Origin of the sequence: Paenibacillus ottowii, assembly GCF_006874425.1 — a bacterium.
GTDB lineage: Bacteria > Bacillota > Bacilli > Paenibacillales > Paenibacillaceae > Paenibacillus > Paenibacillus ottowii.
Window position 1 is genome coordinate 312088 of record NZ_VIJZ01000004.1, and the last position, 13081, is coordinate 325168.

12 protein-coding genes are annotated in these 13081 nt (G+C 47.3%); 9 read left to right on the top strand and 3 right to left on the bottom strand.

Annotated elements, in window-relative coordinates; genetic code table 11:
• Window positions 1–43 precede the first annotated feature (43 nt).
• Entirely contained in the window at window positions 44–2071 is a 2028-nt protein-coding gene (locus tag FKV70_RS11570) for a beta-galactosidase (RefSeq protein ID WP_142612934.1), read from the bottom strand.
• Between the two features lie 137 nt (window positions 2072–2208).
• Between FKV70_RS11570 and FKV70_RS11575 the strand changes: the two genes are divergently transcribed.
• The 8 genes from FKV70_RS11575 to coaD all read left to right on the top strand — a co-directional run bounded on the left by FKV70_RS11575 (window position 2209) and on the right by coaD (window position 9307).
• Window positions 2209–3045 (top strand): AraC family transcriptional regulator, encoded by an 837-nt coding sequence (locus tag FKV70_RS11575; protein WP_142612935.1) that lies wholly within the window; start codon window positions 2209–2211, stop codon window positions 3043–3045.
• Between the two features lie 193 nt (window positions 3046–3238).
• Window positions 3239–5056 (top strand): APC family permease, encoded by a 1818-nt coding sequence (locus tag FKV70_RS11580; protein WP_142612936.1) that lies wholly within the window; start codon window positions 3239–3241, stop codon window positions 5054–5056.
• Window positions 5057–5272: 216 nt separating this feature from the next.
• Window positions 5273–6391, top strand: a complete 1119-nt coding sequence (locus FKV70_RS11585; protein ID WP_142612937.1) for an acyltransferase family protein — start codon at window positions 5273–5275, stop codon at window positions 6389–6391.
• 171 nt (window positions 6392–6562) lie between these two features.
• Window positions 6563–7195, top strand: a complete 633-nt coding sequence (locus FKV70_RS11590) for a hypothetical protein (protein ID WP_142612938.1) — start codon at window positions 6563–6565, stop codon at window positions 7193–7195.
• Window positions 7188–7703 carry an accessory gene regulator ArgB-like protein gene (locus FKV70_RS11595; protein WP_142612939.1) on the top strand — a complete coding sequence of 172 codons (516 nt, stop codon included), beginning with the start codon at window positions 7188–7190 and terminating at the stop codon, window positions 7701–7703. The genes FKV70_RS11590 and FKV70_RS11595 overlap by 8 nt, the downstream gene beginning before the upstream one ends.
• 5 nt (window positions 7704–7708) lie before the next feature.
• A complete protein-coding gene (locus tag FKV70_RS11600) occupies window positions 7709–7831 on the top strand; it encodes a cyclic lactone autoinducer peptide (protein WP_081276882.1) in 123 nt (40 codons plus the stop codon).
• A gap of 320 nt (window positions 7832–8151) precedes the next feature.
• Complete coding sequence (gene rsmD, locus FKV70_RS11610; RefSeq protein ID WP_142612940.1) at window positions 8152–8793, top strand: 16S rRNA (guanine(966)-N(2))-methyltransferase RsmD; 642 nt, start codon at window positions 8152–8154, stop codon at window positions 8791–8793.
• The gene (gene coaD, locus FKV70_RS11615) at window positions 8786–9307 is read left to right on the top strand and encodes a pantetheine-phosphate adenylyltransferase (RefSeq protein ID WP_064798126.1); all 522 of its coding nucleotides are present in this window, start codon (window positions 8786–8788) and stop codon (window positions 9305–9307) included. The genes rsmD and coaD overlap by 8 nt, the downstream gene beginning before the upstream one ends.
• Here coaD and FKV70_RS11620 read toward each other — a convergent pair.
• On the bottom strand, window positions 9270–10553 hold the full coding sequence (locus tag FKV70_RS11620) for a nucleoside recognition domain-containing protein (RefSeq protein ID WP_142612941.1): 1284 nt from the start codon (window positions 10551–10553) through the stop codon (window positions 9270–9272). The genes coaD and FKV70_RS11620 overlap by 38 nt on opposite strands.
• A gap of 197 nt (window positions 10554–10750) precedes the next feature.
• Here FKV70_RS11620 and FKV70_RS11625 point away from each other — a divergent pair, with 197 nt between their 5' ends.
• A complete protein-coding gene (locus FKV70_RS11625) occupies window positions 10751–11782 on the top strand; it encodes a SepM family pheromone-processing serine protease (protein WP_063209022.1) in 1032 nt (343 codons plus the stop codon).
• On the opposite strand, the gene FKV70_RS11630 is transcribed toward FKV70_RS11625, so the two are convergent.
• Window positions 11772–13007: a nucleotidyltransferase gene (locus FKV70_RS11630; RefSeq protein WP_142612942.1), complete on the bottom strand. Its 1236-nt coding sequence runs from the start codon at window positions 13005–13007 to the stop codon at window positions 11772–11774. The two genes, FKV70_RS11625 and FKV70_RS11630, sit on opposite strands and share 11 nt — an antisense overlap.
• Window positions 13008–13081: the final 74 nt, after the last annotated feature.

A 13081-nucleotide genomic window follows, 5' to 3' on the forward strand; every position in this document is an offset into this window, starting at 1 on the left:
CCTTTATGCAGTAAAGTAAATGATATAAGTCAGATTTGATGTATTATGCAAGCTCCAGCACCTGGAAGCCATAACCTTCGATAGAAATATCTCCTTCCAGGAACTTGCCAGTGATCAGCTCTTTTCCTTTATGGTCATCCAGATGATATTGCTGCGTCTGGGCATTATGATTCAGAACGAATAGATATGACTTTCCATCTTTGGACCGTACAGTGGCTTCTATGCCCGCAGGTGCACGCAACAGGGATGAAATCCCTTTTTGCTCACAAATGTAGGCCAGCAGACCATCGAGGAAAGTTTCCTCCGGGTCAGAAGCAATGTACCACGCCTCACCTTGGCCAAAACGATTGCGTGTCAGCGCAGGCATGCCCTGATAGAAATCATCGCCGTATTCTGCCAGCACCTCAGCTCCTTCACTATGCAGCAAGTCGCAGAGCAACCCACATTTATATTCACCTTGTAATACGCCCACTTGTTCTTTCAATAGAATACGATTGGTTGAATCCGGGAGGAGTGCATCAATTTCTTCTACCCAGATTCCGAGCAGATTACGCAGCTTACCAGGATATCCTCCGGTTGTGACCAGATCGTTTTCATTTACAATGCCGCTGAAAAAGGTCGTTAGGAAGGTGCCGCCGCGCTCTGTGAATTGTTCCAGCTTCTCTGCAGTCCCCGGCTTGACCATGTAAAGTACAGGCGCGATAATGAGATCATATTTTTGGAAATCTGTGTCCACTGAAATCAGGTCTACCTGTACGTTACGCCGGAAGAGGGTGGCATAATATTTATGCACCTGATCTACGTAATTCAAGGCAACGGAAGGGCCGCTTGATTTCTCCAAAGCCCACCAATTATCCCAATCGAATAAAATAGCTACTTTGGCATTAACAGTGGCATCAAGCAGTGTGTTGCCTAAAGCGCCAAGCTCATTGCCAAGCTGTGCCACCTCGCGAAATACGCGTGTGTTCTCATGCCCCGCATGCTCAATTACGGCTCCGTGGAATTTCTCACATGCACCGATCGAGCGGCGAAGCTGGAAAAACATGACTGTGTCCGCGCCATGCGCTACGGCCTGATAACTCCATAACCGCATAACGCCGGGCCGTTTAAGCGAGTTATAGGGCTGCCAGTTCTGCTGGCTCGGTGTTTGCTCCATCAGCATAAAGGGCTGCCCCTCCTTCAAGCCACGCATCAGATCGTGCGCCATCGCCGTATAGCTGATCGGGGTATTAGCTCCGGGATAGCTGTCCCAGGATACAATATCCATGTGCTTAGCCCATTTAAAATAATCCAGCTGTTTAAAAAAGCCCATCAGATTGGTTGTTACCACAGCATCGGGTATATGCTTTTTAATCGCGTTATATTCCAGCAGGTAGCAATCCAGCATACTGTCTGAATTAAAGCGTGCATAGTCGAGGGATATGCCCTGGAATGTGGAGTGATTTTCTCCCCAATGTTCGCTCAGATTATTTGGAGGTACAATTTCATCCCAATCATAGAAGGTGTGACCCCAGAAGGACGTATTCCAAACTCGGTTTAGCTCCTCCAGTGATCCGTATTTTTGTTTGAGCCACACCCGGAACGCTGCGGCACAGTTGTCACAATAGCAGTCCCCGCCATATTCATTGGATACGTGCCACACGAGGATCGCGGGATGGTCTTTGTAGCGCTCTGCAAGTCGGTCAGCTATCTGCTCCGCGTATTTTCGATAGGTTGGACTGTTCGGACAAGAGTTATGGCGTCCACCGAATTTTCGCTTGCGTCCATCAGCATCGACCCTAAGAATGTCGGGATAACGGGTAGCCATCCAAGCCGGATGCGCCGCCGTACTAGTTGCTAGACAAACAAAGATATCGCTTTCATAAAGATGTTCAATCAACTGATCCAGCCACTCAAAACGATATGTGATTTCGTCAGGCTGATTTTTAGCCCATGAGAACACGTTGACCGTGGCGATATCAATCCCTGCCTGCCTGAACATCCGTAAATCCTCCTGATGCGTGGCCTCATCCCATTGCTCAGGATTATAATCCCCACCGTAAAATACTTTAGGAAGTTTGCTGCTTATCACGCCAATCACCTCTATATATAAGAATAATCCTATCTTATAATACAAATAACTGCTTTTAAATATAATAAAATGAACATGTATATAATAATATGGAACTACATGAGAAATAAATAACGTATACGCCGGAGGTGCTTTTTATGATTTTGACTCCTCATCATTTGCGATTTTTCCTGACTACTCGTGAGCACTCTTTACCCCTTTTTATTGAAAGCATCGGATTCAATAGCAGGCAGGAGGATGTGTCCCGTCCAGAGGGATATCCGTGTTTTCACTGGATTCAGACGGTATCAGGTGAAGGGGGGTTTACATATAAAGGGGGAACTTTTCGTTTGGGTGAGCATTCCGGGGTGCTACTGCTGCCGGGTGAAGCCCATGCTTATAGACGGGCGACCAAGGTATGGCGAACCTTATACATCACATTCGACGGACCCATCGCCGCTGCTGTATTAACTGCACTCGGATTGAAGCATACGCGAGGGTATCATTGGGACCCGGATAGCGAGCTGCACAGCTTTGGCGAGAACATGCTGCACTCCATGGTTAGTGAACATGATTTGTCCGGATTAGATGCCTCAGCCAATATGTACCGTTTTCTGACTCTGCTGCGTAAACATGGACAACATAGCTCGATGCCTTCCCTATCTCATAATGTGGAACGTTTAACCCCTGTACTGACCTTTATGGAGCAAAATTATGCCAGCCCAGATGTGGGTTTAAGGGATATGGCCGTTATGATGAATGTCAGCGCTCGTCATTTAAACACATTGTTTAAGCAGGCGTTCGGTGTGACTTCCTATGCCTATCTGATTGTAATTCGATTGCGGAAGGCAAAGGAAATGATGACAGAGTATCCGCAATTAACGGTGAAGGAGATTTCGGAGCGCGTAGGCTTCCGAGATGTCAGTCATTTTGTGGCAACTTTCCGCCGTGCGGAAGGAATTACGCCAGAAAAGTTCAAAATATTGTATACATAAGGGTATTTTATCGAAATACTCTTTCTTACTCGAGATTTCTCTTTTTAGGGGGCATTCCTTATTGTTTTTTTCTGGATGAGGGAGTATAAAATAATAGTTCATTTGTTTCATCAATCTGATGTGCAGGTGACATAATAAATATACGATTTATAGTTCTTTTGCAAAACCCTCATCCAAAGAAGGAGTCAACGAAATGCTAAGTAAAGTCAAAAGGTTATTAATCGGTCGTCCGCGAAAATCGACGGCCCTTGAAGATGAGAAACTGAATAAGCTAAAGGCACTGGCCATTCTGTCCTCAGATGCATTGTCCTCTGTAGCTTACGGAACGGAGCAAATTTTGCTGGTTTTAATTACAGCAGGCTTCGCTGCCTTATGGTACTCGATCCCTATATCCATTGCGGTATTGGGTTTGCTGATCATTCTGATCCTGTCGTATAGACAGACCATTTTTTCCTACCCTGGAGGTGGGGGAGCTTACATTGTCGCACAGGACAACTTAGGTAAGAGTCCGAGTCTGATTGCAGGCGGCTCTCTGCTGGTCGATTATATTCTAACGGTAGCTGTAAGCTCATCGGCTGGAACAGATGCAATTACATCGGCGTTCCCATCGTTACATGATCACCGGATCGCCATTGCTTTGGTGATGATTATCTTTTTGACTATTATGAACTTGCGCGGGGTAACGGAATCTGCCTCGGTGCTGGCTATACCGATTTACTTATTTGTTGTTGCCATTTTTGTTTTAATTATTAGTGGTATCATTCATTACGTGGCAGGAGGAGCCCATGCGGCGGCGCCGCAATTCGGAGCCACGGTATCCAATGTTAGTCTGTTTCTTTTACTGAAAGCTTTCAGTTCAGGCTGTTCGGCGCTAACCGGTGTAGAAGCTGTCTCGAATGCCATTCCGAACTTCCGTAAGCCTGCTGCTAAAAATGCGGCAACTACATTGATGATGATGGGCTTGATTCTCGGCTGCATGTTTATCGGAATTAGTTTGCTGGCTTATTGGTATGGTGTTCGTCCTAATCCGCAAGAAACAGTGATTTCGCAAATTGCGAATGCCACTTTTGGGCGCGGTGTGATCTATTACATCATTCAAGGCGTAACGGCGCTTATCTTGTTCTTGGCGGCCAACACAGCATATTCGGCCTTTCCGTTGCTTGCTTTTATGCTCGCGAAAGACAAATACATGCCGCATATGTTCATGGTCCGTGGAGATCGACTTGGCTATTCTAACGGCATTCTGTTTCTGAGTATCTTCTCGGCATTGCTGGTCATCGTTTTTGGGGGCAACACAGAAAATTTGATCCCACTTTATGCCGTAGGGGTATTTATCCCGTTTACCCTGTCACAGCTCGGTATGATGATCCGATGGATTCGACTCAAACCTGCTGGCTGGGTCGTTAAATTGGCTATTAATACGGTTGGGATGCTCACTACACTGTCAATTACGCTTATCTTTATCTTTACTAAGTTTAGCCAGGTGTGGGTAGTCTTTATCTTCCTGCCTTTGGTGCTGTATTTCTTTATGAAGATTAATAAGCATTACAAAAATACGGCTGAACAACTGCGCATTGATATTACGAAGGACAAACCTATGGTCAAAGGCAACACGATTATTATTCCGGTGGCAGGCATTACGCGTGTCGTCATGAATACCATCAGTTATGCCAAAACCCTGTCGGACAATGTGGTTGCCGTATATGTTGGTGTGGATGATGAAGCGATTCAAAAAATGGAGCAGAAGTGGGAAGAGTGGGATGTGGGTATACGTTTAGTAGTGCTGAGATCTCGTTATCGCAGCATCATCAATCCGCTTCGCAAGTTCATCGATACAGTAGAGTGGAAAAAAGCAGATGAGGATCACATTACAGTTCTCATTCCACAATTTATCACTAAACACTGGTGGGAAAATATATTGCATAATCAGACCAGTTTGCTGATGAGAGCTTATTTAATTAATTACAAAGACGTCATCGTAACGACTGTACCTTTTCATTTAAACAAATAAACTCATATTCCTGGAATTATCCCCTGTTCGTTTTTGGTAATAACGCAAGAGAACAGGGAACAGGCTGAATGATAGCATGACAAATTCAACACCCTCCGATCGCATCTCTGTGCGGTCAGAGGGTGTTTTTTGCATCAGGGAGAGTTTACTTGGGTGATACATTTTGTGTATTATAGATACAAAATGTATCATGGAGAATTATCTTGGAGGGATACGATGCCTGAAGACAAGGGGAATAGGGAACAAGACAAGTTGCAATTTGTAGATACGTTAAGGGCGTTGGCGATTCTCGGAGTATTGCTTGTGCATGTCAGCCAGCATGTGGACGGGTTAAGCGGTTGGTTGCAAAAAGGCTTAGGTCTAGGAGCTAAAGGAGTCGCTTTATTTTATATGGCGAGTGCTTTTACGCTGTTTCTATCCATGAGCAGGCGTTCGAGTGACAAGGGAGAAGGAATGACGGCCTACCTGTTGCGTCGGTTTTTCCGGATTGCACCTTTGTATTACGTGATGTTAGGAATCTATTTAATGGTGAATGGGACAGGTTCGCGATTTTGGCTTGGAGATCAGGAGGGAGTCACTGCCACTAATATTGCAGCTCATGTTCTATTTTTGAATGGTCTCAATCCGTATTGGATCAACAGCATTATCGGTGTGGAATGGTCCATTGCGGTGGAATGTATGTTTTATCTAATTATCCCCCTCTTATTTAAGCTGATTCGATCGGTGCGCCATGCGACTTGGTTTATCGTAATGATGCTTGTGGCAAGCTTCGGGCTCAATACAGTGTTTGCTCAATATCCATTGATCAGCGATCCCTCTTTATGGGGGCATTATTTATATTTATGGTTTCCGAATCAACTGCCTGTTTTTGGTCTGGGGATATTGTTGTTCTTCATTTGGAAAGACGAGCGTCATTGGAAAAGCGTAAACCCGCTGACTGGAGGTTTGTTGCTTGTTGCTGTGCTGTTTGCGTTTGTTGGAGGTATAACGGATTATCTCATAGGTGTCGGGCTGCTGCTGGGTGCGTATGCTTTGTATCATTGGCAGCCAATGTGGCTGCTTAATCAGGTATGGTCATGGATCGGTCGCCTCAGCTATAGCATGTATTTGACGCATATGTTGGTCCTAGGGCTAATCGCGCAGATTAAATTACCGTTTGCTCCCCTAGTCAGCCTCACCCTTATGTTCATCATGACGCTGCTATGCACCGTGGGACTTTCCTGGTTAACCTATACATGGATTGAACAGCCGGGCATCCGATTGGGTAAAAAGCTTATATCACGTATAAAAACAGTACGGGAGCAGGAAGATTCGGTCAAAGAAAGTGTAGCCTAGTTGCAACTTGAAGCAGCATCAGATAACATTTGATTGAAGTGCTTGAATAAATCTACGAAATTATTGAAAAGACCTCTTGAAAAGTAGCTCCCAGCCCTTTATATTCGATGTACATCCAAGTTTTTGAATACACCGTATGAGGTTTGTTGGAATTGTAAAGGAGATGCACGTATGCTTTTGGAGCCGCTTGGCTTTTTACTTTTCTCTACACTGGAAGGAGTAGCTGTTTTTGCGCTGATTTTAAGTGTTTTTAAAGTTAGAATGACTCCTTATCTATGGCAGGCTATTTTTGTAAACCTGATTATGAACATGCAAAGCTTTTTGCTCCGAGAGGAATTTTCACTCTCTTATTTGGTACCTGTCATTAATATGCTGCTTTTTATTTTTTTACTTGCTACGGTGGTGAAGATTCCGATTGTTTGGTCAGGTATTATGACGGTTACAGGTTATTTTGCCTATGCTGTTGTTCAGTCGGTACTTCTGAAAGCTATGTTTGGTAACCTGCCAGTATCTGAGCTGCAGGACGGTTCCTTGAAGGGCTATCTGTTACAAGTAGTTAGTGCAGCCACAGGGCTACTTATTTCATTTATATTGTATCGAAAAGGGATCGGCTTTTCCCCAAATTTCAAAAAGCTTAAGTTCAAAGAGGAATATGGCATTGTCATCACGCTGATCATTTTGTCTCTCATTTCAACATCTATTGTGCTTTACTATAATGAAATATGGTTGAGTATGATATTTTTTGCACTGGTATCGGGCTTTTTTATCTATTATGCAGTCGGAAAGGAATATCGGGATGATTGAAACGGTGGCTTTGAAACTTGCTAATCAGATTAAACGTACTGTGCCTGATCATCCGGCCTCCGTCCCAGTACTTAAATACGCACTTGCTCTCATCCTGAATGCGACCATGATCATCGTGTTGACACTATTCGCTTCATTCTTCACAGGGCGTATGGTAGAGGCTGTAACGATTCTCATCGCTTTTGCCTTACTGCGCCAAGTCTCTGGTGGCATTCACTTGAAAACGGGTATGGCATGTGTGGTGGTCACCTCTGTAGCTTTTACATACATATCTTGCATTTCCTTAAATAATGGGTGGACAAACCTGTTTACCGGAATCGCTCTCATTCTTGTTTTGTGCTTTGCCCCTTCCAGAATTGAAAAGCAGTCGCGCATTCCAGTCCGGTTTTATCCCCTCTTGCGATTGTTATCCTCCCTGCTTGTATGTACTAATTTTGTAATAGGTTCTTCTGTAGTAGCTGTTGCTTTCTTGCTTCAAAGCCTAACATTGATTCGAGGAAGGAGGTGAATGGAATGATGAAAAAAATCGTATACGGGTTAGCCACATCGTTGTCTATGTTCGCGACCTTTGCTGTATCAGTGGCAAGTTATGTGTATGTTTATCAAGGGGATACACCCGAGGAACTGCTGAAATAAGAAAAATGCAGAGTAAAAAATAATACATATGAGCTGCTATTGCTATGAAGCAGCTCCTTTTTATGCAAAAAAACAGGCGCTCCACGAAAGAGCGCCCGAATGGGAGAGGAGAAACCGGACGAAGAGCTTATGGGGAAACGTAAGTCTTCTCCGCGGTTGTCTACGACATTGGTTGAATGCCGATATCTTAAGGATGCCCAGGAGATGGTTTTTTATACCTGCTTTATCACTAAGTTTTTCAAACGGCGATGCATGTGGTACGATAACGTCATAATCTTTATATGGTTATGAACACATATAGAAAATAGGTGAGTTTCAGCGTGAGAGTGGTATCGGGTAGTGCCAAAGGAAGGCCGTTAAAGGCAGTTCCCGGCACCGGGACGCGACCGACAACGGATAAGGTCAAGGAAGCGCTATTTAGCATGATAGGTCCTTATTTTGATGGAGGAGTCGCGCTTGATTTGTTTGCTGGCAGTGGCGGCCTCGGTATAGAGGCGCTTAGTCGGGGAATGGACAAGGCAGTTTTTATTGATATGGAATCCAAAAGCATTGATGTCATTAAAGAAAATTTGCGAAAAACTGGATTGGAAGAAAAAGCAGAAGTGTTCCGCAATGATGCCGGACGAGCGCTCAAGGCGCTGGCAAAACGTGGAGCTCTTTTTGATGCTGTTTTTCTGGACCCTCCTTATCGTCTCAAGCACGGAGATGAATTAATGAGCCGCATGGCTGAGTTGGACTTGCTTCGTTCAGGTGCAATCATCGTACTGGAGTATGAATCGGGACATGAGTATCCGGTAAGTTTCGGGCCGTTTGAACAGGTTAGAAAAGCGGTCTATGGTGAAACGGCGTTATCCATTTATCACTTTGCAGATGATGCTTTGTCGGATGCCGAAGAAGATACAGAAGCCGAAGAGGTCAACTTCGGTATCACCGAATCAGACGGGGAGGAACATCATGATTGAGCACAAACCACGTATTGCCGTATATCCGGGAACCTTTGATCCCGTGACGATGGGGCATCAGGATATTATTCAAAGAGCGGCTCGACAGTTTGATCTACTGATTGTCGCGGTTCTTAACAATATTAGTAAAAATCCACTGTTTTCACTTGAGGAGCGAATGGAGCTGCTGCGGACGGTAACTCGCGATATTCCGAACGTGGAAGTGGACAGCTTCCGTGATCTGACAGCCAATTATGTACGCCAAAAAGGGGCTCAGGTTATTGTCAGAGGAATTCGGTCAGTGACCGATTTTGAATATGAGCTGCAATTAGCCTCTACCAATCATAAGCTGAACCCCGATGCGGAAACGATCTTTATGATGACCAATCCGGCTTATTCATATCTGAGTTCCAGTATGGTGAAGGAAATTGCGCATTTTGATGGCAAGGTCGTAGATCTGGTGTCGCCAGAGGTCGAAGACGCACTGCGTGCCAAGGTCAACGCGATTCGCGGTGGCTCCACCATGAAGTCATAAAGGAAACGGCGAGCAGAACTAGTATAATTGTGCTCAGGAGTGCAACGGACAGTACGGTTAGTTGCCAGGGGTACATGGATGTTCCTTCTATTTGTGTTAGTAAACTGCTGGCTCCAGCCATGACAGATTGCGAGCCGGAATCATTTACACTTTCCGCAAAAGAAGATACAGAACTGCGACTGACGTAAGCAGGGATTGTATTACTGACAATGCGGGTAAGCGGAGTCCATGCCGCTAAGGTAAGACCAAAAGCAATGATCCCATGGAGCACGCGTGATAAGGTAAAGGTGATGCCCTTGTCGGAAGGTCTGGTGACGGCGGTGATTTGAAGCCAGCCGCACAGGCCCCCCCAGCCCAATACAGCACTGATCAGTGCTGCTTGTGTACGGAGATCGTTGGGCATCCGGCTGATTTCATAGGAACCCAGATGGATTTCCATCCAGGCGGGCCACACCAGTGAAAGAGTCCCTTGGCCTGAGTATAGGGTTAGCAGCCGAATCAGGACGGAAAAGAAAATAATGAATCCACCTGTCACCATCAGCGTCTGTACAGCATGGGATACGGTTTCGCCTAACAGTTTTCCAAAACTGCGGCCATCCCGTTCTCTGGCAGAGCGGGTAGCTTCCCATGCAGATCGGATCAGGGAGGTGGTAGTGCGGGAATCAGAAGTGCGCCGGCTGGCGGCTGGCGTTTCCCGTTTTTTTGATTTTCTGGACGATTCAGAGAGTCTGACTGTGATCCAGCCTGCCAGCAGCCCGGAAATCCAGTGAACGGCAAGTAACACCCCACCTGCGGCAGCGTTATGCAGCAGTCCTGTTCCAATGACGAGCAGGATCGTAATCGGATTGCAGAAATGAGCGATAGCAGTCAGACGTCGAAGCTGAAGCGCGGTCATGTCTTCTTGCTGTGCCCATTGGCGTACCGCCTCGGCAGCAGCCGGAAATCCCGCAGTCAGGCCGAGGGCGAGCACCCAGCCGCTTCGTCCGGGTAGTCGGAACCAGGATCGCATGAACGGCTCCAGCAGTACACCTAGACCATGTACCAGACCAAAGGCAATAAGCATTTCGGACAGCATCAAAAAAGGCAGCATGGCCGGGAAAATAATGCTCCACCATAACTTAAGCCCCTGGGTAGAGGCTTGAAATACTTCTTCTGGTGAGGCGACGATAGCCGCTACAAGCAAAATGGCTCCAAGGCCAAGCAGCAAGGTTGTCCAATAAGGAGCAGGGCGGGCTTCCTTTTGCATCAAAGAGTTCACCTCTCATAAATATACTAAGGAGAGTCGGATGCTGTTTCCAGCGTTTATTCACGTTCATTATCTTAATATAGGTTGCTCGTACGCGTTGTCGTAAACAATGTATGCTTTTTTCGAAGGCTTGAGAACAAATGGTGCAGAGGCACTTGGGTAAGATAGGAGAAGTTAGGCTGCAAGGGGGAGAAGCAATGAAGCGAATAAACCGGAAAAGAGCATTTTTTACAACCGGTTATGTCTTAATGCTGGTTGCAATGGTCTATGTGCTGGTCTATATGCCAACCCCTTATCTGATCTATGGACCAGGTGGGGCAAATGAGATCAAACCGATGGTTAAAGTACAGGAAGGAGATAGCAGCGAACGAGGGAGCTTTATGATGACGACAGTATCGGCGCGTTATGCCAATCTCATTATGTTGGCACTGTCCAAGCTGGACAGCAACTCGGAGATTCAGCGCAAAGAAGATCGTCTGCATGGCAGAAGTGAAGACGAATATGCGGCAGAGCAGGTATGGTATATGGGGGATTCCCAATCTTCTGCGATGGAGGCTGCCTACACACGTGCTCATGTCCCTTATCGTATTGTGCCAGATTATGTGTATGTATTTAAGGTTCCAGGATCTCGCAGCGTGTTTGAGCCCGGAGATGAAATATTAGAGCTAAGCGGTACGAGGGTAACTGATAATCGCTCCATTCGGAATGCCTTGGAAAATGAGAAACCGGGAACGACGGTGAAAGTAAAGCTAAAGCGGGATGGAAAGTTGCTGGCTGTGCAAGCTCCATTAACGACCATCACAGACAGTGAGACGGGAAAACAACGTTCAGGGTTTGGTGTCAGTATCGCCACGGTACAGAAAGTGGAGCCGAAGGATGGACGTAAAACAATTCATTTTACATCCACAGATGTCGGAGGTCCTTCGGCAGGTTTGATGTTTACTATGGAAATCTACAACCAGTTGACACCAGGTGATTTAAGTAAGGGATATCGTGTAGCTGGTACGGGTACCATTGATAAGGACGGTCAGGTTGGAGCGATTGGTGGCGCCAAGTATAAAATTGTCGCTGCTGACCGTCAGGGCGCGGAATTGTTTTTCGTCCCGGCAGATAATTATAAAGAGGCCAAAGCCAAAGCAGAGCAAATCGGGAGCCAGATGAAGCTTGTTCCGGTTCGCAAGCTTGGCGATGCGCTGAATTATATGGAAAAGCTGCCTATTAAACCATAAGGGGCGGTCGCAAGTAATCAGCATACATGGCACGAATGGCAGGACGCGGCATCCCGGCTGCATGTATTGCCGCTGCGGCAGTATCCCAGTCCAGATGTGAGTGTGATCCGGCAGACGGCTTGACCCATACTGGCAGGACGGCTGTGTCTTTCATTCGCGCCAGCAGCTCGCGTCCAGTTCTGTTAAAGCCGAGCACGCGGATATAGCCGGGACCTTTCGCCAGCTCAGAAGGAATCATATCGACTTTGGCATGATTCAGCAAAATATGTGTACACATTCGCTGAAGCTTCGTACGAGTATAGCGCTTTGTTTTGACAGCGGCAAACAGAGCCTCCACAGAGGGCTGGGGCAGCGTGTACAGCGATTGCTGCAGACGATGCTCCAGCCCTTCGGTGACCTCGTGCAGCTCCGCCAGCTGCTGCGGGCTACGCGTGATCAGGGCGTTCAGCAGCGGCTGGCAGAACGCTTCCCAATGCAGCGGTGCGCGTCCGGCTTGCCACTCGCGCTGCAAAATCTCCAGCGTCGTCGCAGGTACGTACGGCGACGCGGCCTCCGGCCCGCCGTCCAGCAGCAGACGGCGGATGGCCGTGGCGCTGGCGATGACTCCGTCCGCAGGCGCCACGGTTTCGTGGTAGCCCGATCCCGTGCGGGCTACCGTAAAGGGCTTGATTGTGCTGCCCAGCCGTTCCAGCGCAATCAAGTAATGCAGCCCGAGCGTATTGTTGGGCTGCTGCATGAGAGCGGCGAGCGCAGCGCCATCCGCTCCTTCGGCCGCCAGCTCGGCTGCGGCTCCTGCGTAGGCGGCGGGATAACTTGCGCCCTTGCTCAGGCGCTGGGCGATGCCGGCTTTGAGCTCGGCCGGCTCTGTCGCCAGCACGCGGGCCAGCGCGTGCAGCGGGGCGATGTCTCCACTCTCGCTGCCGAAGCAGAGCGCATCGACAATGCCTGTCGCGCAGAGCAGGGTCACCGCGCCGCGGGCAAACCATTCTGCGGGCTGGACAGCATAAGCTACGGGCAGCTCTAGAACCAGGTCTACGCCCATAGCGAGTGCCATTTCGGTGCGTGACCATTTGTCTGTAATCGCGGGTTCGCCCCGCTGAAGGAAGGGACCACTCATCACAGCCACTGTGTGCTGTGCACCAGTTATACGGAGAGATTCCTTCCAGTGATGAACATGTCCGTTATGCAGGGGATTATACTCTACAATTATACCGAGTGTTTTCAAAACTGTATGTCGGCTCCTTTCTTTTGGTAGCTTATTACTATCAGTAAATGATGTTTTTGGGTCAGCTATCTGAT

Bases quoted from the DNA above. Each gene is read 5' to 3' on its own strand.
- FKV70_RS11575 (WP_142612935.1), top strand. From the start codon at position 2,209: ATGATTTTGACTCCTCATCATTTGCGATTTTTCCTGACTACTCGTGAG.
- FKV70_RS11580 (WP_142612936.1), top strand. From the start codon at position 3,239: ATGCTAAGTAAAGTCAAAAGGTTATTAATCGGTCGTCCGCGAAAATCG.
- FKV70_RS11585 (WP_142612937.1), top strand. From the start codon at position 5,273: ATGCCTGAAGACAAGGGGAATAGGGAACAAGACAAGTTGCAATTTGTA.
- FKV70_RS11590 (WP_142612938.1), top strand. From the start codon at position 6,563: ATGCTTTTGGAGCCGCTTGGCTTTTTACTTTTCTCTACACTGGAAGGA.
- FKV70_RS11595 (WP_142612939.1), top strand. From the start codon at position 7,188: ATGATTGAAACGGTGGCTTTGAAACTTGCTAATCAGATTAAACGTACT.
- FKV70_RS11600 (WP_081276882.1), top strand. From the start codon at position 7,709: ATGATGAAAAAAATCGTATACGGGTTAGCCACATCGTTGTCTATGTTC.
- coaD (WP_064798126.1), top strand. From the start codon at position 8,786: ATGATTGAGCACAAACCACGTATTGCCGTATATCCGGGAACCTTTGAT.
- FKV70_RS11620 (WP_142612941.1), bottom strand. From the start codon at position 10,553: ATGCAAAAGGAAGCCCGCCCTGCTCCTTATTGGACAACCTTGCTGCTT.
- FKV70_RS11625 (WP_063209022.1), top strand. From the start codon at position 10,751: ATGAAGCGAATAAACCGGAAAAGAGCATTTTTTACAACCGGTTATGTC.